We start from the raw sequence: 19,785 nt of genomic DNA on the forward strand, positions 1-19,785 counted from the left end.
AAACCCAGGCTAAGCCCTTTCTTAAGATCTCCTTAAAAAGCAATGGTAAAAGTAGTTCCGACATGAATGGTGCTGTCAACCTCGATTTCTGCATGGATGGCATCGGCAGCTTTTTGAGCAATGGATAGGCCCAGTCCATTGCCCGTAATATTTTTATGATTTAAAGCATCTGATCTGTAAAAATGATTAAACAGTTTATCCAAATCTTCTTTTCTAATCCCTATACCATTATCTACGACTTTACAAACAACCTTGTCTGCCAATTGGAATAGTTTAATCTGAATTTTACCCTTCTCATTGGAATACTTCACAGCATTGCCAATAATATTGTCCAAAATCAATTTAGTATAGTATTTTGGCACCTTACATTCACCTGAGATGTTGTTGTCAAAATCAATGCTGAGTTGTTTTTCAGAAATTGGTTTTTTCTGTCGAGAAAGACTATCATCGATTAAAGTAGGTAAAGAAATCATATAATCATTCGACGTATCGGCTTCTGTATCTAATCTAGCCAACACGAGGAGTTGCTCTATTATTCCCGTCATTCGATCGATCTCTGATAGGCTAAATCTAATTTTATCTTCATATTCACTTTGCTCCCTCGGTTTGCGAATCAAAACCTCTAAGGTTCCCCTCAAAGTAGACAGTGGTGTTCGCAATTCATGGGAAGCATCGGAAGTAAATTGACGTTCTCTTTCCATGGCACTTTCGATCCTCTTTAACAAACCGTTGATTCCTGACGACAAATCATAAAGCTCATCTTTATTCTCTGGAAGGGGTACCCGCTCGCTTAAGTTATTTTTGGAAATTCTATTCGTCGTTTGAGTTATTAACCCGACGGGGATTATCCCTCTTCCGGCAATATACCTAGAAATATAGTACAGACCACTTAGCAGGATTAGAAATGAAATAAAAAGTACATATCTGAGGTTCTTCAGAACCATTTTGGACGACTCCAAAGACATAGCGGCCAGGATAAAACCCTTAACCTGTCCATCTTCTTCGATGGGGATTTGCACTTGTCGTATGGCCCTATCTTTAAGCGTTTCATTAAAATGTCCACCATAATTCTGGGATGGATTAAAACGGAGTACATTTTCTTTTAGGTTGGGAGACTTATCCATAAAAACACCATCCTTATTCAAAATTTGAATAAAGACAGGGTTGACCTGTAATTCTCTATGTTCTCGCTCCTCCCATTCTTTTTTATTCCTTATTTTAACGCTATCGCCAATGATGAGCATCTCCTTTGTATGCTTTTTGGCCTCATAGGACAAGTCGCTATCCAAATTCTTATAAACCGTTCCTTCCACAACAAAATAAACGACAGTAAATGCAACGACCATAATGATGGCTGTAGCAATCATATAATGAAGGGCTATTCTATTTTTAAAACTTAGACTCATATTTCCTTAGCGATATATCCCACCCCTCTTACGGTTTGAATATAATTTTCATCATCTCTCAATTTCAATTTATTGCGCAAAGAATTGATATACACATCAATCACCCCGGTATTGTATTGAAAATGTATGTCCCAAACGCTTTCAATTATACGAGTTCTACGGCAGACTCGCCCCTTGTTTCTAATTAGATATTCTAGCAGTGCAAATTCTTTTTGGGTAAGATTGACTTCCTCTTCCTCCTTCATCACTTGATGTGTTCCCGTATTGAGGACGATACTCCCCAATTTGAAAATCGAATGCTCTCCTGATTTTGGACGCAACTGCACTTTTATCCTCTCCAATAATTCCTCGAAATGAAATGGTTTTTTTATGTAATCGTTGGCACCTGATCGCAAACCAAAAATTGTTTCATCCACGGTGTCTTTGGCCGTCAACATGATAACTGGGGTTTCTTTATCTTCTTTTCTTAACTGTCTACAGATTTCGATCCCACTAATTCCGGGAACCATCCAATCGAGGAGGAGTAAATCGTAATCCCCAGAGAGCGCTAAATCTAACCCTCTACGCCCTTCTTCTGCAACATCTACCACATAAGATTCCTCTTCCAAACCCTGTTTGAGAAAATTGTATATTCCTGGCTCATCCTCTACGATAAGAATTCTCATAGAACAAAAGTTACACTTTTTTATTAAAACCAGATTGTGACATTCTTAAGATTTGCTTAAAATATGATCCAGCTCTGTTGCCCTAGTCAAGGTAATTTGCCTCATCATATTAAATTATCTCTCCTCTTCAGTCAATAAAATATTAAAACGGCAAATAAGGCGATGATGGCTGGCAGCGCTTGGGTGTAGAGAATGGATTTACTGACTGTCAATCCTCCATAAAATCCAGCGACAATAACGCAAGACAAGAAGAATACGATAATATTGGTCGACCATTCAATATCTTGAATACTCAATCCCCAGGTCAAACCCAAGGCCAAAAAACCGTTGTAAAGACCTTGGTTGGCTGCCATGGCTTTGGTCGGTTTAAACATATCATCGGGCATTGCGCCTTTGAAAGTTTTTTTACCCAGGGTCTCCCAGGCAAACATTTCCAAATACATTATATAAAAGTGTTCTAAGGCAACGACCGCTACGAGGAAGATGGCTATGATTTGCATAGGTTAGTTTTATCAATTTATTTACAACATCAGTATAGTCATTCTGATAGACTACCACCAAATGTAATACAAATAGTTCATACCCAATGTAGTTATCTTTCCCTGGATTTCGCAATCTAAAGATTCCTACCCTATTGATTTGGCCAATAAGTTCAAGGCAAAAGGATTAACTCAAATCCATACCCCATAGTCTATGGAACTATTGATATTTATAGTCAAATAAGTATTTTTTTGAATTCCTCTTACGTCCATATAATCAAAAATCAAATTGATTATTACTTCGTCATTGCTTTTTGAATTTCATCCTTTAGTGCCTCAAACATGATCATATGACCTTCGGCATTGGGATGAAGATAATCGGGCATCAGTTTAGAATTCACCTTTCCTTCCTCTGTATAATAATGTGATCCAATATCGATATAGTGAATTTTTGGATTTATCTCCGGAAAATTGGAAATAATGGAATTGGTTTCCTTATTAATATTATCTCGATGATTCGGCTTATTACCATAGGGCAATATCCCCATCAATACAATTTGGGTATTGGGCAATTTGTCCAAGATAATAGAGCAAATTTTCCAAATACCTTGAGACAATTCCTTGGGCTGAGTAATTTCCAGATAATGATTACCATCGGTATTATTGGTTCCTATTAAAACTACAGCCACCTTGGGATTGATATTCTCCAAGCTACCATTTTCCAATCTCCAGATTACATTTTCAGTGCGATCACCGGAAATCCCCATATTGATAGTATGGTATTGATTGAGGTATTGGTCCCATACCTTAGAACGATCATCTTTGTCTAAGGTATGAAAAATAGAATTTCCGACAAGGATCATTTCTGCATTGGGATTTAATCTATCCAAAATGGTTTGATGGCGATTTTCCCATCCTTTTCCATCTAATTTCACGGCTTGGGCGGCCAAATTTTTGGAGCTGATAGATACGATTTTCTGTTTTGGGCTACATCCAAAGACGAGGATGGCCAGCACGAGGTTAAGTAGTAATTTATTCATTGGTTAGTTTGTTTCACCAAAGTTAAATTTATAATCATTTTCCACAAATTTAGAGATGCCATTTGTTTGATTGATTATTGAAACATCTCCCCGTCTATATTTCACCCTCAATCTATAGCCTCCATACATACTATATAATGCGAATTACATTTATTTAAATATAGCCTAACTCAATCGAAGATTAAATACTACATATTATTCATCCTATCCAAATTAGAAGATCAAGACCTCTAGTAAAACAAGAAAGCAATGCGAAAACTCACTGTTGACCATTGAAGATATTGAAAACAAATAGAGGCTTAGCATTGCCTTTATTTTCTATGATCGATAAACCAATTATTATCATTCGTTTAATCACCACCGACAGATGATTATTTCAGTTAAAATTGAATCACTGTTTTTCCAATGGTCTTACCCGATTCTTGCATTTCATGAGCTTTTTTGAGGTTGTCTACTGTAAACCCTTCCAATGTAGTGGTCAAAGTTGTTTCTATCCTTCCTTCATCCAACAAATCAGCGATTTGATTCAATATCTCATGTTGTCTCGCGACATCTTCTGTCAAATACATTGAACGGGTATACATAAATTCCCATGAAAATGTCACACTCTTATCCTTGAGTAAAGACAAATTCAATGGTTCACTACTACCAGTAATGGAAACAATATGTCCCTGTGGTTTAATGATATCAGCTATGGCTTCCCAATAAGCATTGATATTTACAAAATCCAAGACGTAGTTCACTTGACTATGGCCAATTTTCACCAATTCTTCCTTCAAATTATAATGGTTGACCACAAAATCGGCTCCCATAGCCTCACAAAAATTCTGTGATTCTGGTCTCGATGCCGTTGCAATCACGGTGAGTCCAGCTACTTTTTTAGCGAGCTGTATAGCCAGAGAACCTACTCCCCCTGCTCCAGCCAATATAAGTACGGTTTTGCCTTTATCGGTTTGAGGATTTACTTTGATTCGATCGAAAAGAGCCTCCCAAGCCGTCAATCCTGTCAATGGAATCGCAGCCGCCTCTGCTTCAGTCAATTTCTTAGGTTTTCGCCCTACAATGCGCTCATCGACCAATTGGTACTCCGCATTGCTGCCACTGCGAGTAATATCTCCCGCATAATAGACCTCATCACCTACTTCAAATTTAGTAACCTTATGACCTACGGCCTCTACCCTTCCTACAGCATCCCATCCAATGATTTTTGGCACCTCCAAAGCCCCATCTACAGCTGCATTTTGTCTAACTTTAAAATCTACAGGATTAACCGACACCGCAGATATTTTTACCAAAATATCATATCCTGATGGACTTGGTTTATCCATTTCAAATTCCATAAAACTATTCTTATCTGATATGGGCAATGATTGTTTAAATCCAATGGCTTTCATAATTTATGTTTTTTAATGTTTTATATATTCTAAAAAATAACTATACTAATCTTAATTTAACTGAAGGCATAAAAAATCATATCTATAAATCCATTACAACACGATGTTAAATCATCATATGTTGGTTAGTTTAATTGAGTAAAAAAAGAGATTAGATTAATCGACGCAATGACAACCTTTATCCTATGTTTAATACCAAATACATTTGGTATCATTCACCTTCTACAAGCAAAGATATTCAGAGAATATAAGCAGAATAATGTACAAAACATGGAAACAAAGGTAGTTTTAAAGGTTTCTTTTATAAACAAATCACATAAAACCCATATTTATTTTAATTTTACCGTCTAAAATCGGAAAAATGCAAACAATAGAAGCCTATCAACCTTTCGAAATACAAGAAATAGAATTATCTGAATGGAAACAGCGACCAGTTAAAAATAATTTTTTTGAATTTGTAGTCATCGTTGATGGAGAAGGCAGTCAATGCATTAATTACAATGAATATCCATATCACCAAGGCAGCATGTTTTTGCTACCTCCACTCAAGTGCCATTCTTTTAACATTGAAAAGCCAACAAAATTTATCTTCCTAAAATTCACCGATGCCTTTTTCAAAACCAATTATCGTGTAGCCATTGACAGAAACGAATGGTTCAAAGAAGCCTCCTACCTACTATCCAACTACAACCAAATGCCAGGAGACATAATCAAAGACGATGTAGATCGACAACATCTCCAACGACTCATTGCTATCATTCTACAGGAATCTAGAAATTATGGATCCCATTCCATCTCCCTAATATCCAGTTTAATGACCAGTGTTTTAGAAATTTTAATTAGAAACATTAAAAAAGGAAATTTCCAAGAATTGAACCAAAACAATACCGATGAAAGAATCAATAAGATGGTCACTTATATCCATGAACACATTAGTCAACCCAATCACCTTAAGATCGAACACTTGGCCAAAATATTTTTAATGTCTCCCACCTATGTCAGTGAATATTTCAAAAAACAAATGAAGATTCCTTTAAGGGAATACATTATTAAATCCAAATTAAAAATGGTAGAAATCCGCCTACTCAATTCCAACTATACCCTTGCTGAAATAGCAGAAGACCTTGGCTTTACTGACACCAGTCACCTTTCAAAAACCTTCAAGCGCTATGCAGGTTGCTCCATTCGCGATTTTAAAGCCAAAGGAGAATACGTCTTATTAAAAAAGAGTTCTTGCACGACATAAATTAATAAACTACCCACACAAATACAAACCCTATCTTTCTAAAAAACTACGGTATAGATTATTACACACACTTTCTAGAAAAATTTATCACGGCTACATCACAGATTGTAAATAAAAATAACTGAGGCAATAGCTCAGAAAATATACCAATTGATGGCAGTACTTGACTGAATTAATCATTCGTGTTCGCAAATAACAAGCTGTAGAATGATGTCAAACTAAAACACTAGCCATTAATATCTCCATTTATAAAATCAAATCCAAGCTGACTGGCTTCTCTTTCAAACCAACGACTGCCATGAAGATTTGACTTTGTCAACGTATCATATAGCACACTGCACACACTGAGAATACCTATGGTAAATAAAAATTTAAAACTCCCTATTCGTTTTTCTTGAATAAAGTGACCGTATTCGTGGGTAAAATCATACACATTAAATCCACTTGATGCCCAGTATTTATTGATATGTATGACTCCTAAAAATTGAAATGCAGTCCCTTTCACAGATTTGGCCGACAACTTAATATCTGGAAAGAATATCAATTGTCCATCATGACCATAATAAGTTACCCCATTGGCTGCTTCCTCCAAATAACCTCCAGAAATTTCCATTGAAAAATTTGGCCTCTGACTTAAATTCCCCTCATCTTTTTTCCCATATAAAAAAGAAAGATTAAAGGCTGTCCGATCTGGTTTAAATATAAATTCCAGAATCCTATATCTATATATGGTGAATATTTTTTTCACTTCAACTTATTCAATTACACATCCTTTAAACAAGGATATTTTTACATAATTCAACACAATTACCGCCCTTCATTCTACTCCTATATACAAAATACCACATTTATTTGATTTCATTTCCTAAAAAACACTGAAAATTAATTAAGAACACATGATTTTAAAATAAAACAACGTGTAAAAATTTATAACTCTAATAAATATTGGCTAAGCGGTAAATATATTTTATATTGAATCACCCAATAATAACCGAACAAATACTCAAACAAAGCAACCGAAACCAACAAAGAACATGAACAAACTACCTTCCACGACTAAAATACAATACCGTCTGATATTCATTCTGTTACTTACCCAGTTTATTTGCCAAGCTCAAAACACTGATCATCTCGGCCCCAATTCTATGGAATATCCCAAGATACCGAAAGGGCAAACCTACACTTTTACCTGGGAAAGCGAGATTTACCCCAACACGGTTCGAGAATATGTAGTCTATGTTCCCGAACAATATTCCGACCAAGTACCAGCATCGGTACTCATCTTTCAAGATGGCCATACTTATCTCAAAAAAGATGGAGACTTTAGAACGACTACCGTATTGGACAACCTAATTGCCCAGGAAAAAATCCCCGTGACCATTGCTATTTTTATCAACCCAGGTCACCACAAAGACTCAACCCTGTTGACCAATCCATGGAAGGCTTCTAATCGAAGCGTAGAATACGATTCTATGGACGACAAATATGGTCAGTTTTTAATTGAAGAAATATTGCCAGAAGTAAGCAAAACATATACCATTAGCCATAAACCGGAAGAGACTGCTATTGTGGGCATTTCTTCCGGAGGCATAGCAGCCTTCACTGCCGCTTGGCATCATCCGGAAAGATTCCAAAAAGTCATTAGTCATATCGGGAGTTTTACCAATATCAAGGGAGGACATGTCTACCCTTCATTGATTCGAAAATCGGAGAATAAAAACATAAAAGTATTTTTACAAGGCAATGAAAACGATTTAGACAACGAACATGGAAACTGGTACTTAGCCAATCAACAAATGGCTGCTGCATTGGCCTTTAAAAACTATGATTATCAATTTGTATCGGGATCCGGTGGACACAATGGCAAAATGGGAGGTGAAATCCTTCCCCAAGCATTGGAATGGATATGGAAGGATCGGACACCTAACTATATACCTGGCAAAGCATACTCCCCACCGACCATAGCTGGTCAACACCACATAGTTTCTGGCCATACCATACATTTTGACCAAATGGAACTTTCTTACAATAAAATGGAAGATTTAAATACAAAAAGTAAAGACCTCAGCAATGAAGAATATGAACAAATCATTATCATTCAGCAGGGGCAATTTAAAATAACCTTGAAAAATACTAGCCAAACCATTGGACCAAATAGCGTTGCGGTAATATTACCTGGTGAAGAAGCTCATCTCTCTGCACTAAGTGAAGTTTCAGCCTATTACACCATGAAGTACAAATCGAGACAAGATGAAAAGTTTGAACCAGAACAGCGAGAATCCTTTGTCATAGATTACCCTGACATTCCCTACAAGAGTCACAGCAAAGGAGGGGTGCGCAGCTATTTCAACACATCTACCACGATGTGTCCTTATTATGAAATGCATATTACGACCTTAAATCCAGGCATAAAAAGCCATGAACCACATACCCACAAAGCGGCTGAAATCCTTTTGATGATAGAGGGTGAAACAGAAGAAGAAATCGGTAATAATAAATTTTCTGCCAAAACTGGTGATTTTTATTATATTCCGGCAAATGTCCCCCATGCTATAAAGAATACTGGCAACAAACCTTGTCAATATTTTGCATTTCAATGGTATTAAAAAATTAAAACAATGATTGCATTGCAACGTTTAATCCTATCCTTGGCCAGTATATATTTAGCCATGGCCTGTCAACCAACCACAAAGACTCACTCTCCTCCTAATATCATCGTATTTATAGCTGACGATGTCGGCTGGAACGACTTAAGTCCATATGGCAATACAGAGGTCAAAACTCCGATAATTCAGCGTCTGGCCAGTCAGGGTTTAGTATTTGACAACGCCTATTTGACTGCCAGCAGTTGCAGTCCAAGCAGGATCAGCATAATGACTGGACGTTATCCCCACAATACTGGAGCCGCGGAACTTCACACCGAGCCCCTAGTAGAACTAGCCACCATAGCCAGTACTTTAAAAAAAGCTAATTACTATACAGCTTCTGCCGGCAAATGGCATATGGGCGAACTTATCAAACCCCATTTTGACACTATTCATGTAAAAGGCAATGGCAATGGCGGTGAAGACAAATGGTTAGAAACCCTGGATAATCGCCCCAAAGACCAACCTTTTTTCTTCTGGTTCGCAGCTTTAGATGCCCACCGACCTTGGGGCAAAAACGATTTATCCAACACCCATTCATTTAAAGATCTAACGGTACCAGCTACCTTGAACAATGACGACAGTACAAAAATGGATTTAGCGAAATATTATGATGAGATTGCTCGGTTTGACCGTTGTATTGGCGAAATTGAATCGGCACTGCAAGAAAGTGGTGATTTAAATAACACCATCTTCATTATTATGGCCGACAATGGTCGTCCATTTCCTAGAGACAAAACTCGAGTATATGACAGTGGTATGAAAACACCATTTATTGTCTATTGGCCAGGAAATAACGAGGTAAAACCCGGACGTGTATCTGGTCTAGTAAGCAGTATTGATCTCGCCCCAACATTGGCAGCTCTGGCGAAAGTCGACGCCCCTGCCAGTTTTCAAGGAATCGACTTTTCACCCTTACTACAAGATCACCAAAAAGAAATCAGACCTTATGTATTTTCTGAACACAACTGGCATGACCACGAAGCGTATGAAAGAATGATTCGATCCAATCAGTATCTATACTTAATCAATAAACTTCCTGAATTACCCAATCAAGGACCAGCCGATGCCTTAAACAGCCCTTCATTTAGAGCTTTGGCTAGGAATAAAGCTCAACTTAGTCCCGCTCAATCCGACATTTTTGTCACCCCAAGACCAACGGTGGAATTGTTTGATGTAATTGAAGATCCTCTACAATTAAACAACCTAGCTCTTCAGCCCTCATTCCAATCGGTTCGCGATGATCTACATCAAAAATTAGTGGAATGGCAAAAATATACCGATGATACCGAACCAGAGAATCTTACAAAAGACTGGTATCACAGGGATAGTAATAAGAAAGTAGATCAGGGATTTAATATCCGTGGAGAAATGCCTGGGATGAAAAATAATGCAGTTCATTCTATGTCAAATGATTCAATTCTTTTCACTAGGTTTATAGAACATTAAATCTATATCAGAGATTAAAAAATGAGGTTAGTTTACAATTAAAACTTGTATCATTAAACCTTAAATAAATAAAAAATAAGGTGAATACAAATATAGAGTGGATAAGTCCGGGTAGTTTTAGCAGTGAAAATCATTGGTATCCCAAAGCATTAAATGCAACCATTCATCCAATGGTGAGTTTCTTTTTTTCACTGGACAAAACGAGAATCATTACCAGATATTGCCACTTACACCCTAGGGTTGACAAGGTAAAGTTATACGAATTGCTGACTTATCAGTGTAAGTATTTCCAGTGGTGTGGAGCCGACCTCATCAATGCGACTTCTGAAAATGGCAATCGAGAAATGGTTGTGATCGAAAACAATTCCAGTCCCTCTGGACAAAAATCGATGCCGCTTTTAGATGAGAATAATGAAGCGGGCAGCTATAAGCTATTTATCGAGCGAACCTTCAAGCCTCTAATAAAGAAAAAGAAAATTAATGGCGCTTCGATAGAAGGTCGAATTGCGGTGTTTTACGATAAAAACTATACTGAAACCAGTGGTTACGCAGCTACTATCGCCGATGTCATGAAAGAAGATGTATTGCTCATCCCCTATTACAATGAAGAAGATAGTAGTCTGGTCAAGGTGGAAGATGAGATTATAATGGTCTATCATCAAGAAGAGTGGATTCCATTGAGGGCCATCTTCAGATACCTAACCCAAAAACCTTGGAATAGATTGCCTATTAAATCGAAAACAAAAATCCTTAATCCTATAGTGGCTTGTTTGGCAGGGGGAAGAAATAAAATGATTGCTGCCAAAGCATATGAAATGTTCAATGAATCACATAGCGCGAATGGATTAAAAATAAATATCCCCGACACCATTTACGATGTCAAAAAAGAAGAAATTCCTGCCCATATTGCCCAAATGGGGGGCCATGGGGTGATCAAAATACCCTATAGCAATGCTGGACAGGGAGTATTTACCATTATCAATCAAAAGGAATTAGATAGTTTTATGGCCCAAGAATTTCGATACGAACAATTTATTGTTCAGAGTTTAATCGGAAATTACAATTGGAGTTCTATCAGTAAAAAAGGGAAATTTTATCAAGTGGGTACTATACCCAATCACAAGGGCGAAACCTTTGTTACCGATTTGCGAATGATGGCGTCCACTACAAAGGAGGGAATAAAACCACTTTGTATCTACGCCCGTAGGACAGCCAGTCCATTGACCGATGAATTAGATAGCGGTAGCGATTCTTGGAAAATGTTAGGAACCAATTTATCTATAAAATTAGGTGAAAATCAATGGGCCAGTGATTCCAATAGACTAATGCTAATGGATAGAAGGGATTTCAATAAATTGGGAATAGGACTCGATGATTTAATTGAAGCCTACATTCAGACCGTTCTCTCGATGATAGCCATTGATAAAATGTGTAAAAAATTGATTTCCACTAAAGGAGATTTTAAATGGGATTATTTTCGTTCTATTAATGATGACGAAACCCTGATTAATGAAATAATGCATTAACTATGATTCACAAATCTCAAATCATTAAAGAAATTGATTTATCGACCATAGAAAACAATTCTAAAAACTATTTTTATCTTACTCTGATCAATAACGAATTGGGATTGCCCTCTTATTTGCCGGTTATGATAGCTAAAGGCAAAGTAGCAGGTCCAACTTTAGGCCTAACTGCAGCCGTTCACGGTGATGAATTAAACGGGACACAAGCCCTTCAGCGATTGTTTGACGAATTAGAAGTGGACCAACTTTCTGGTGTTATTATAGCTGTACCTATAGTAAATATCCCTGCATATCAAGAAGTACAACGCAGGTACACCGACGGTGAAGATCTCAACCGTATCATGCCAGGAAAAGAAAACGGCAATGAAAGTGAGGTCTATGCCTATCGATTTATTGACAAAGTGGTTTCTCATTTCGACTACTTATTAGATCTACATACAGCCAGTGTGGGGAGAATAAATTCCTATTATATCAGAGCCAACCTCAAAGACAATATTACGCGGAAGATGGCCGAACTTCAAGATGCTGAGATCATTGTACACAATACACCGTCAGACGGCACACTTAGGGGCACGGCTTCAGAACGAGATATTCCCGCTATCACGATTGAGGTAGGTAATCCCAATACCTTTCAGAAACAAATGATTAAGAGTGGGATGCAGGGTATATACAATGTATTGTCTTATCTCAAGATGCTAAACATCCCTATAGAAGCCAATCTCAGAAATACTGTGGTCTGCAATAGATCTTATTGGATATACACCGATACCGGAGGGTTGTTAACCGTAATTCCCGAGCTCACTGAAAAAGTCAAAAAAGGTGACATCATTGCCATTTTGAGAGATGTATTTGGCAATATTCTGCGTGAATACAGAGCTCCTGAGGATGGAATCGTAATAGGAAAGAGCAAGAGTCCGGCCAACAAAACTGGTGGACGAATATTGCATTTGGGTATTTGTGAACCCTCGGAATAATACACCTCACCAGTATATTTATAAGATAATTTCACATCAATGATCACCATATGATGACAGGATTTTCATGGTTAATTTCAATTATTCCAATCCGTCAAAATGTCGATTAGCACTAAATATCTTTGATATAAAAATAAAATAAATAGTAAAACACAATATATTTTATTTACCTAACACAGCACAGCCCTAATTACTTTAACACTTATCATAATAAAACAATCTACATACTTCAATAACCGGCATTAACGTCAACCTTAGATAAGTATTACATAGAATAAAAAATTTAACACTAAGCATCTTAACTATAGTTAATTAACATTTTTAAACATAAATTATCATAATATAAATAAAATACCCTCCGTTTTGTTGATTCATTCATTTGAATAATTAAAAAACCAGTTTATGATGATCAAACAAATGTTTTATTTTATAACTTTTGCGAGTACTTTATTATTCACCTCTTGTCAAAAAGATGAAGACATAGTCGTGGATCCAGGTGAAAGTTCAGGAAAACTTGTTTTAGAAATTACCGATGCCCCTATTGATCAAGCCAACGTAGCGGCAGCCTTCGTCACCATTGCCGATTTAAAATTAGATGGCCAATCGGTTACGGGATTCCAAAAAATATCTATCAACCTTTTAGACTTACAGAACGGAGTCACTCAAGCATTGGGCAACATAACATTACCAGAAAAATCATATGAAAAAATATCATTGGTATTGGATCATGAATCAGATGCTCAAGGCAATTCCCCCGGTAGTTACATACAACTCATAGACTCTAGCAAACAAGCATTGGTATCGACTATGAACGAAGTGGAAGCTAGTTATGATTTTGATATTGCTCAAGACAGCACCACCACTTTGGTATTGGATTTTGATCTTCGAAAAAGCATTCAACTGACCAACAGTACCGACTCGACAAAACAATTTGCTTGGACAACGGCTAATAATTTCAACGATGCATTGCGAATTATCAGTAAAGACAATGCCAGTACTATCACTGGCTATTGTGACAAAGGCAGTACAACGGCAGATCAAATTGTAGCCTTCCTATACGAAAAAGGAAGTTTTGATAGCAATGCCGAAATTGACACCAGCAATCAAGAGGTGATGTTTAGCCATGCTATTACCAGTACATTGGTGGAGGAGAATGGAGACTATGGACTACACTTTATCAATCCAGGTCAATATGAAATTCATTTTGCAGCATTCACAGCAGACAGTCTTTCCCATGAGCTTAACTTTAACGGGTTATTGGAAATAAATACTTCATCTGCTATAGATCTCACAGATATAACACTTGAAGCTGGGGCTGAGACCACCATAGACTTATCAGTGACCGGATTATTGAATCTTTAACAATTGCCAATTTCAAAACATCAGTTATATTTATTAAAATGCAGTCTTATTCGAGGCTGCATTTTTTTATTATTATAGTAAAGACTAAAATTTAGAATAAAAACACCTCGCTTTCGTTACTAATTTTAGATATTTGATATAATAATATTTTTTTACATCTATATAAATGGCATTTATGACCTTGTTTAATACTAAAAATTTTCATTCATCTTGGTATTTTCTTATCTGTTTGATGATGGTAAGCTTTTCCTGTCAAGATGGCAACAAAAGCACGACGAAAGACAGTCAACAAATATCAGCTCCCTTGGCTCCATCAGCTACCAGTCCTGCTCCTTCATCGCAATCTGCGAATAGTAGTGCAGCAGCTCAACCAGGCCAAAGAGGAATAACTCATTATATGTGTACCAATAATTGTGTGGGTAGTGGTGGACCTGCAGCGGGCAATTGTCCTGTATGTGGAACGGCTTATGTACACAATGACGCTTACCATACCATTGATCAAGACATTCAAAATATGCAACAACAAGGCAATCCAAGCCAAAGTCTAAGTCCTGGCAATCTTAAACCTTCTGTGTTTAATTCGCCACAAACACAAACCACAATTAGAAATCAACCTCCAAAAGCACCGGAACCAGCCCAAAACGCAGCTGGAGTATGGCACTATACTTGTGCCAATGGATGTGCTGGCGGCGGTGGAAGTGCAGTCGCGTGTAGTACTTGTGGATCTACCTTAGCGCACAATCAAGCCTATCACCAATAGACTTATTCAAAAATATTTTAAAACTCCAATTCAACTTGAAATTTGAATTGGAGTTTTTTTTTGGTCTTCTTCCAAGTGGTTTAATCGAAGTTATTGCTAGCAGCTCAAAACTCTGTCATAAAATTAAATATATTTCATTTTATTAATAGATTATCTTATTATTAACCGAGATTATATTTTTAAGAACAATATTTTTATAAATCGACAAAATACTGACGATATGAAACCGCTAATTTATTACATATTTGTAAGTCAATTAATCCTATTATCTGCATGTAATAATGCACCACAACCCAAGGAAGAACCGATGACTCAAAATCAATCAGAAACCATGAAACCAGAGACTAAAAAACTGAGACATGTCGTGCTCTTTAAATTTAAGTCCACTTCATCTGCAGAAGATATTGCCAGTGTAAAAGACGCTTTTTCCAACCTTCCCAATGAAATATCTCAGATCAAAGATTACGAATGGGGGATTAATAATAGTCCAGAAGGTTTGGACAAGGGATTTACCCATTGCTTTTTTGTCACATTTGACAGCGAAGAGGATCGAGCCATTTACTTACCTCATCCCGCACACAAGGCATTTGTAAGTGTCTTGGAACCGCACTTGGATGATGTTCTCGTAATAGATTATTGGGCTAATGAAAAATAATCCAAATGTCTTAATCGCACCGGACTCCTTCAAGGAGTCCATGACTGCGAACGAGGTATCTGAATCTGTGGCCAAAGGTATTCTAAAGGTATACCCTCTAGCTAATATTAGAAAAATACCGCTTGCCGATGGTGGGGAAGGCACTATTGACGCCTTGATTTCCGGACTTCATGGAGAGTGGATAAAAACTACAGCCCACGATCCCAGGATGAAACAAATATCCTCTACCTATGGATGGATAGAAGATCGCAAGACGGCCATTATTGAAATGGCCAAAATTTCGGGAATTGAATTGCTCTCTCAAGATGAAAAAGATCCGAGGATTACGACCACTTATGGCACGGGAGAGCTAATTCTACATGCCTTAAATCGCGGTTGTAGAAATTTCATCATAGGCATTGGTGGAAGTGCGACCAATGACGGTGGAGCTGGTATGTTGCAGGCATTGGGGGCGCGGTTGTTAGACGAAAGTGGTCAACCTTTGAAGAAAGGAGGTTTGGCCTTATCCCAATTACAGGTTTTGGATCTTTCAGGTTTGGACGAAAGACTGAATGACTGTCAGATTTCCGTGGCATGTGATGTCACCAATCCCCTACTGGGGGAAGGAGGCGCTACCTATACTTTCGGACCACAAAAAGGAGGCAGTCCTCAAATTTTGGACGAATTAGAAGCTGCACTACAGCATTATGCCGTCCACTTGGAATCCTCTACCAACAGAAAAATAGTTGACCTACCCGGTGCTGGAGCTGCTGGGGGATTGGGAAGTGGATTGATGGCCTTGCCCAATACGGTGCTGCAATCAGGATTTGATATTATCCAAGAATTTCTCGATTTAAAATCTCACATCCAATGGGCAGATATCATCTTTACTGGTGAAGGGAAAATAGATCATCAAACCCAATACGGGAAGGTCCCTGCTGGCCTAGCCCGATTGGCAAAACCATACAACAAACCGGTTATTGGTTTGGCGGGCAGTGTTGGATCTCAGACTGCATTATTACATGACATAGGCTTAACTGCAATTTTTTCCATCCTTCCTTCGCCGATGTCATTGGAAGAAGCCATAAAAAATGGCTCTCAATACATCGAACAAACCAGTGAGCAAATAATGCGTATATACAATTCAAAAAATTCTTAAATGGCTACCATATTTATCCCATTAATCATTGGAATCGTTTTTATTATTGTTTCTACTTCCAAATGGCATCTTCACCCTTTTCTCGCCCTCTTGATATCAGCCTATTTCATTGCTTTTATGACTGGTATTGACAGTAGTGAAATTGCAGGTATTATCGGACAGGGCTTCGGGAAAACCCTAAGTGGTATCGGCATCGTAATTATCGCGGGAACACTAATAGGAGTAATTCTCCAAAAATCCGGTGCGACCATAACCATAAGCAATGCCATATTAAGAGTGGTATCGGACAAACGCCCCATATCGGCTATGAGTATTATTGGATATATTGTCTCCATCCCAGTATTCTGTGATGCTGCCTTTGTAATACTATCTTCTATTAACAAATCCTTGGCCGCCAAATCCAAAACCTCCCTCATTCCCATATCCATAGGTTTGTCTACGGGATTGTACGCACCTCACGTTCTCATCCCTCCTACCCCAGGCCCTATAGCAGCGGCAGCTAATCTTGAAATGAACAACCTATTTATGGTTATCATCACCGGTATTATTATAGCAATTCCCGTAGTGGTCGTAGGTCATCTTTACGCTAAATATTTAAGTAAAAAATATAAATTCGCCCCTCAACAAGATAACGATTTCGAGATCCAAATGGCCGAATTAAATGAAATCCCATCTCCTAAATTATGGATGGCATTGGCCCCTATACTGGTTCCCATCTTGCTGATGGCGCTGGGGACAACTACTGGATTGATGAAAGAAAGTGGCAATACCATGTTGGAAACCATCTTTACCTTTGTCGGATCACCAACCAATGCATTGCTCATTGGTTTAGGTTTTGCTATGTTGTTACTGCCTTCATGGGACAAAACAACTCTAACCGATTGGATGGAAGACGGATTGAGCAATGCTGCCAAAATCATCATTATCACCGGCATGGGTGGAGCATTGGGCGCCATCATACAACAACTTCCTCTAGGAGATTATTTGGGCAACAATTTAAGTCAATCCTCCTTGGGATTATTGATTCCATTTATTATCGCCGCCATTCTCAAGACAGCACAAGGCTCATCTACCGTAGCCATAATAACCACTTCTGCTATTCTATTTCCAGTACTCCCGGAATTGGGACTGGATTCCAACATGGGCAAAACTTGGGTCATCATGGCCATTGGTTCTGGTGCGATGACGGTATCCCACGCCAATGACAGCTATTTTTGGGTCGTCTCCAAATTTAGCAACATGGACATACTTACAGCTTACAAAACCCATACCACAGCAACTGCTATTCAAGGTTTCACCGGTATTATCTTTGTTTATCTGGGCTATTTTTTGACACAATTTTGGACATAATTAATATAATTATTAATAAGTTTTAGCGTTTTATTGACTTTAACCATTATACAGATTCACATTCTTTTTAATACATTTGTTAAAAAATTAATATTATGAAATACCTACTGCCTATTCTTGCCTTTTTAGTGTTTACTTCATGTAAAAATGATGCTAAAAAAAGTGAAGAAAATTCAATGACTCCGGAAGCAGCTCCGATGGAGAGCAAAGTACCCAGTTATGATTTAGCCAAAACCACATTAACCTGGACGGCATTTAAAACTCCAGCCAAGGCTGGTGTCAAAGGAACCTTTGACGATATCAGTTTAGAAGGGAATAGTTTTTCCATCAATACTGCATCAGTCAACACAGGAGAGCCCAATATCAGAGATCCGAAATTGGTTCAATTCTTTTTCAATAAATTATCAAACACCACTATTTCGGGGAATTACGGTGCGCCAGAAGGCAATAAGATGCCCATTACTCTTAAAATGAATGGAGTAGAAAAAACATTTGATTTCAATTATGAATTAAATGACACTGCTACAGTTGTAAGTGGAACTATTGATATCGTAAGCGATTTCAGTGGCAGCGATGCATTATCCTCGATCAATGAGGCGTGTAAAGAATTACACGAAGGCAAAACATGGTCTGATGTAGATATTCAGATTGTGTCTTTGAAATAAAATTTTACAAATATCAAATATTGAAAAGGGAGGATTGTAGTGACAATCCTCCCTTTTTATTTACAATGCGAAATTGATTTTTGGGAATCTTTGAAAATCTCTGAATAGGGTCGGCTATGGTCTACAAAGATATTGACCTTACAGGTATTTTTTAAACCATTCCACTCCGTCTCCAAAGATTAAATCAGGTGGAACATCGCGGTGTTTATTCGGATACCAAATTATTTCTTTGGGTTGTTTTGCTTTTTTATACAAAAATTTTGAGGTGATAGGCGGTACAATTTCATCGTTGGATGCATTGACCATCAACAAAGGTCTAGGACTAATATCGGCCACAAAATTGATAGGATCTATCACACTAAAATAAGCTTTCACTGCAGGAGTCAAGCCCTTAGCTCCAAACATAAAATGCATCTTTCCACCAGCCAAAGTTATCACTGGCACTTTGATTCTCTTCTCGATAGCGGAAAAAATAGTACCTATCATGCCCCCAAGACTGATGCCAAAATAGCCAATGCGATCGCTGTCTAAATTGGCCTGACTTTCAATAAAATCTACGGCTCGCTGTAAATCAAAGACGGTTTGAGACATTACATCCCTAGTCCAATAACGATATCCATCGGTCAAACTAAAATCGAAATCCTTCGTCTCCCGATCTCCATGATTGGCAATATCGACCCGCAATACGGCATATTGATGATCAATGAAAAACTGATTGCCATATTCCATATAATCTGCTTCTTTGTGGTCACCCAAGCCATGCATAAAGATAATTACAGGCCATGGCTTATTGACTTCCTCATTGGGCATGGTTAGCGTGGCTGTCACTGTTTGCTGATGTACGCTTTCAAATGTTATATCATAGGTTTTCATATCGGAATCACTCTTCCTATCTGCAATGGTGGCATTTAATGGCAACTGGCTATCGTATTTATAGTATTCCTCGATCGACAGATCTTTTACCGTCCCACAACTGATGAATAGAGCAATAAATACTAGGCTGAAAAGGATAATTTTTGTCTTCTCCATAT

The 19,785-nt window shown here is 37.8% G+C and carries 18 protein-coding genes; 11 read left to right on the top strand and 7 right to left on the bottom strand.

Going from position 1 to position 19,785, the window contains the following annotated elements; all coding sequences use genetic code 11:
• Positions 1-32: 32 nt before the first annotated feature.
• From LVD51_RS07430 to LVD51_RS07450, 5 genes are all read right to left on the bottom strand, one after another.
• Entirely contained in the window at positions 33-1,406 is a 1,374-nt protein-coding gene (locus LVD51_RS07430) for a sensor histidine kinase (protein ID WP_236970578.1), read from the bottom strand.
• Entirely contained in the window at positions 1,403-2,071 is a 669-nt protein-coding gene (locus tag LVD51_RS07435) for a response regulator transcription factor (RefSeq protein ID WP_236970579.1), read from the bottom strand. Before LVD51_RS07435 ends, LVD51_RS07430 begins: the two co-directional genes overlap by 4 nt.
• A 131-nt stretch (positions 2,072-2,202) precedes the next feature.
• Positions 2,203-2,571, bottom strand: coding sequence for a DUF1304 domain-containing protein (locus LVD51_RS07440; protein ID WP_236970580.1), 369 nt, complete (start codon positions 2,569-2,571; stop codon positions 2,203-2,205).
• A 275-nt stretch (positions 2,572-2,846) separates the two neighbouring features.
• Entirely contained in the window at positions 2,847-3,590 is a 744-nt protein-coding gene (locus LVD51_RS07445; RefSeq protein WP_236970581.1) for a GDSL-type esterase/lipase family protein, read from the bottom strand.
• Between the two features lie 380 nt (positions 3,591-3,970).
• Complete coding sequence (locus tag LVD51_RS07450) at positions 3,971-4,984, bottom strand: zinc-binding alcohol dehydrogenase family protein (RefSeq protein ID WP_236970582.1); 1,014 nt, start codon at positions 4,982-4,984, stop codon at positions 3,971-3,973.
• 361 nt (positions 4,985-5,345) lie between these two features.
• Between LVD51_RS07450 and LVD51_RS07455 the strand changes: the two genes are divergently transcribed.
• Positions 5,346-6,230: an AraC family transcriptional regulator gene (locus tag LVD51_RS07455; RefSeq protein WP_236970583.1), complete on the top strand. Its 885-nt coding sequence runs from the start codon at positions 5,346-5,348 to the stop codon at positions 6,228-6,230.
• Positions 6,231-6,456: 226 nt separating this feature from the next.
• On the opposite strand, the gene LVD51_RS07460 is transcribed toward LVD51_RS07455, so the two are convergent.
• Positions 6,457-6,978 (bottom strand): hypothetical protein, encoded by a 522-nt coding sequence (locus tag LVD51_RS07460; protein WP_236970584.1) that lies wholly within the window; start codon positions 6,976-6,978, stop codon positions 6,457-6,459.
• Between the two features lie 286 nt (positions 6,979-7,264).
• Between LVD51_RS07460 and LVD51_RS07465 the strand changes: the two genes are divergently transcribed.
• The 10 genes from LVD51_RS07465 to LVD51_RS07510 all read left to right on the top strand — a co-directional run bounded on the left by LVD51_RS07465 (position 7,265) and on the right by LVD51_RS07510 (position 18,754).
• Positions 7,265-8,836 (top strand): alpha/beta hydrolase-fold protein, encoded by a 1,572-nt coding sequence (locus LVD51_RS07465; protein WP_236970585.1) that lies wholly within the window; start codon positions 7,265-7,267, stop codon positions 8,834-8,836.
• Positions 8,837-8,848: 12 nt separating this feature from the next.
• Positions 8,849-10,324, top strand: coding sequence for a sulfatase family protein (locus tag LVD51_RS07470; RefSeq protein ID WP_236970586.1), 1,476 nt, complete (start codon positions 8,849-8,851; stop codon positions 10,322-10,324).
• Positions 10,325-10,404: 80 nt separating this feature from the next.
• Positions 10,405-11,850 (top strand): ATP-grasp domain-containing protein, encoded by a 1,446-nt coding sequence (locus LVD51_RS07475; RefSeq protein WP_236970587.1) that lies wholly within the window; start codon positions 10,405-10,407, stop codon positions 11,848-11,850.
• A 2-nt stretch (positions 11,851-11,852) separates the two neighbouring features.
• On the top strand, positions 11,853-12,824 hold the full coding sequence (locus tag LVD51_RS07480; protein ID WP_236970588.1) for a succinylglutamate desuccinylase/aspartoacylase family protein: 972 nt from the start codon (positions 11,853-11,855) through the stop codon (positions 12,822-12,824).
• Positions 12,825-13,226: 402 nt separating this feature from the next.
• Positions 13,227-14,186: a DUF4382 domain-containing protein gene (locus LVD51_RS07485; protein ID WP_236970589.1), complete on the top strand. Its 960-nt coding sequence runs from the start codon at positions 13,227-13,229 to the stop codon at positions 14,184-14,186.
• Positions 14,187-14,361: 175 nt separating this feature from the next.
• Positions 14,362-14,946: a hypothetical protein gene (locus tag LVD51_RS07490; protein ID WP_236970590.1), complete on the top strand. Its 585-nt coding sequence runs from the start codon at positions 14,362-14,364 to the stop codon at positions 14,944-14,946.
• A gap of 307 nt (positions 14,947-15,253) precedes the next feature.
• Positions 15,254-15,601: a Dabb family protein gene (locus tag LVD51_RS07495; RefSeq protein WP_394803161.1), complete on the top strand. Its 348-nt coding sequence runs from the start codon at positions 15,254-15,256 to the stop codon at positions 15,599-15,601.
• Positions 15,591-16,739, top strand: coding sequence for a glycerate kinase family protein (locus LVD51_RS07500; RefSeq protein ID WP_236970592.1), 1,149 nt, complete (start codon positions 15,591-15,593; stop codon positions 16,737-16,739). Before LVD51_RS07495 ends, LVD51_RS07500 begins: the two co-directional genes overlap by 11 nt.
• Entirely contained in the window at positions 16,740-18,089 is a 1,350-nt protein-coding gene (locus tag LVD51_RS07505) for a GntP family permease (RefSeq protein ID WP_236970593.1), read from the top strand. It abuts the gene before it with no gap.
• Positions 18,090-18,184: 95 nt separating this feature from the next.
• On the top strand, positions 18,185-18,754 hold the full coding sequence (locus LVD51_RS07510; protein ID WP_236970594.1) for a YceI family protein: 570 nt from the start codon (positions 18,185-18,187) through the stop codon (positions 18,752-18,754).
• A 138-nt stretch (positions 18,755-18,892) separates the two neighbouring features.
• Here LVD51_RS07510 and LVD51_RS07515 read toward each other — a convergent pair whose 3' ends face one another.
• A complete protein-coding gene (locus LVD51_RS07515) occupies positions 18,893-19,783 on the bottom strand; it encodes an alpha/beta hydrolase (protein ID WP_236970595.1) in 891 nt (296 codons plus the stop codon).
• Between the last annotated feature and the right edge of the window lie 2 nt (positions 19,784-19,785).

Origin of the sequence: Membranihabitans marinus (assembly GCF_021729155.1) — a bacterium.
Taxonomy (GTDB): Bacteria; Bacteroidota; Bacteroidia; order Chitinophagales; family Saprospiraceae; genus Membranihabitans; species Membranihabitans marinus.

What these genes read in the sequence shown, in the direction of transcription:
- LVD51_RS07435 (WP_236970579.1), bottom strand. Translation starts at nt 2,071, where the DNA reads ATGAGAATTCTTATCGTAGAGGATGAGCCAGGAATATACAATTTTCTC.
- LVD51_RS07495 (WP_394803161.1), top strand. Translation starts at nt 15,254, where the DNA reads ATGACTCAAAATCAATCAGAAACCATGAAACCAGAGACTAAAAAACTG.
- LVD51_RS07465 (WP_236970585.1), top strand. Translation starts at nt 7,265, where the DNA reads ATGAACAAACTACCTTCCACGACTAAAATACAATACCGTCTGATATTC.
- LVD51_RS07485 (WP_236970589.1), top strand. Translation starts at nt 13,227, where the DNA reads ATGATGATCAAACAAATGTTTTATTTTATAACTTTTGCGAGTACTTTA.
- LVD51_RS07480 (WP_236970588.1), top strand. Translation starts at nt 11,853, where the DNA reads ATGATTCACAAATCTCAAATCATTAAAGAAATTGATTTATCGACCATA.
- LVD51_RS07470 (WP_236970586.1), top strand. Translation starts at nt 8,849, where the DNA reads ATGATTGCATTGCAACGTTTAATCCTATCCTTGGCCAGTATATATTTA.
- LVD51_RS07515 (WP_236970595.1), bottom strand. Translation starts at nt 19,783, where the DNA reads ATGGAGAAGACAAAAATTATCCTTTTCAGCCTAGTATTTATTGCTCTA.
- LVD51_RS07490 (WP_236970590.1), top strand. Translation starts at nt 14,362, where the DNA reads ATGACCTTGTTTAATACTAAAAATTTTCATTCATCTTGGTATTTTCTT.
- LVD51_RS07450 (WP_236970582.1), bottom strand. Translation starts at nt 4,984, where the DNA reads ATGAAAGCCATTGGATTTAAACAATCATTGCCCATATCAGATAAGAAT.
- LVD51_RS07505 (WP_236970593.1), top strand. Translation starts at nt 16,740, where the DNA reads ATGGCTACCATATTTATCCCATTAATCATTGGAATCGTTTTTATTATT.
- LVD51_RS07510 (WP_236970594.1), top strand. Translation starts at nt 18,185, where the DNA reads ATGAAATACCTACTGCCTATTCTTGCCTTTTTAGTGTTTACTTCATGT.
- LVD51_RS07455 (WP_236970583.1), top strand. Translation starts at nt 5,346, where the DNA reads ATGCAAACAATAGAAGCCTATCAACCTTTCGAAATACAAGAAATAGAA.
- LVD51_RS07445 (WP_236970581.1), bottom strand. Translation starts at nt 3,590, where the DNA reads ATGAATAAATTACTACTTAACCTCGTGCTGGCCATCCTCGTCTTTGGA.
- LVD51_RS07440 (WP_236970580.1), bottom strand. Translation starts at nt 2,571, where the DNA reads ATGCAAATCATAGCCATCTTCCTCGTAGCGGTCGTTGCCTTAGAACAC.
- LVD51_RS07500 (WP_236970592.1), top strand. Translation starts at nt 15,591, where the DNA reads ATGAAAAATAATCCAAATGTCTTAATCGCACCGGACTCCTTCAAGGAG.
- LVD51_RS07430 (WP_236970578.1), bottom strand. Translation starts at nt 1,406, where the DNA reads ATGAGTCTAAGTTTTAAAAATAGAATAGCCCTTCATTATATGATTGCT.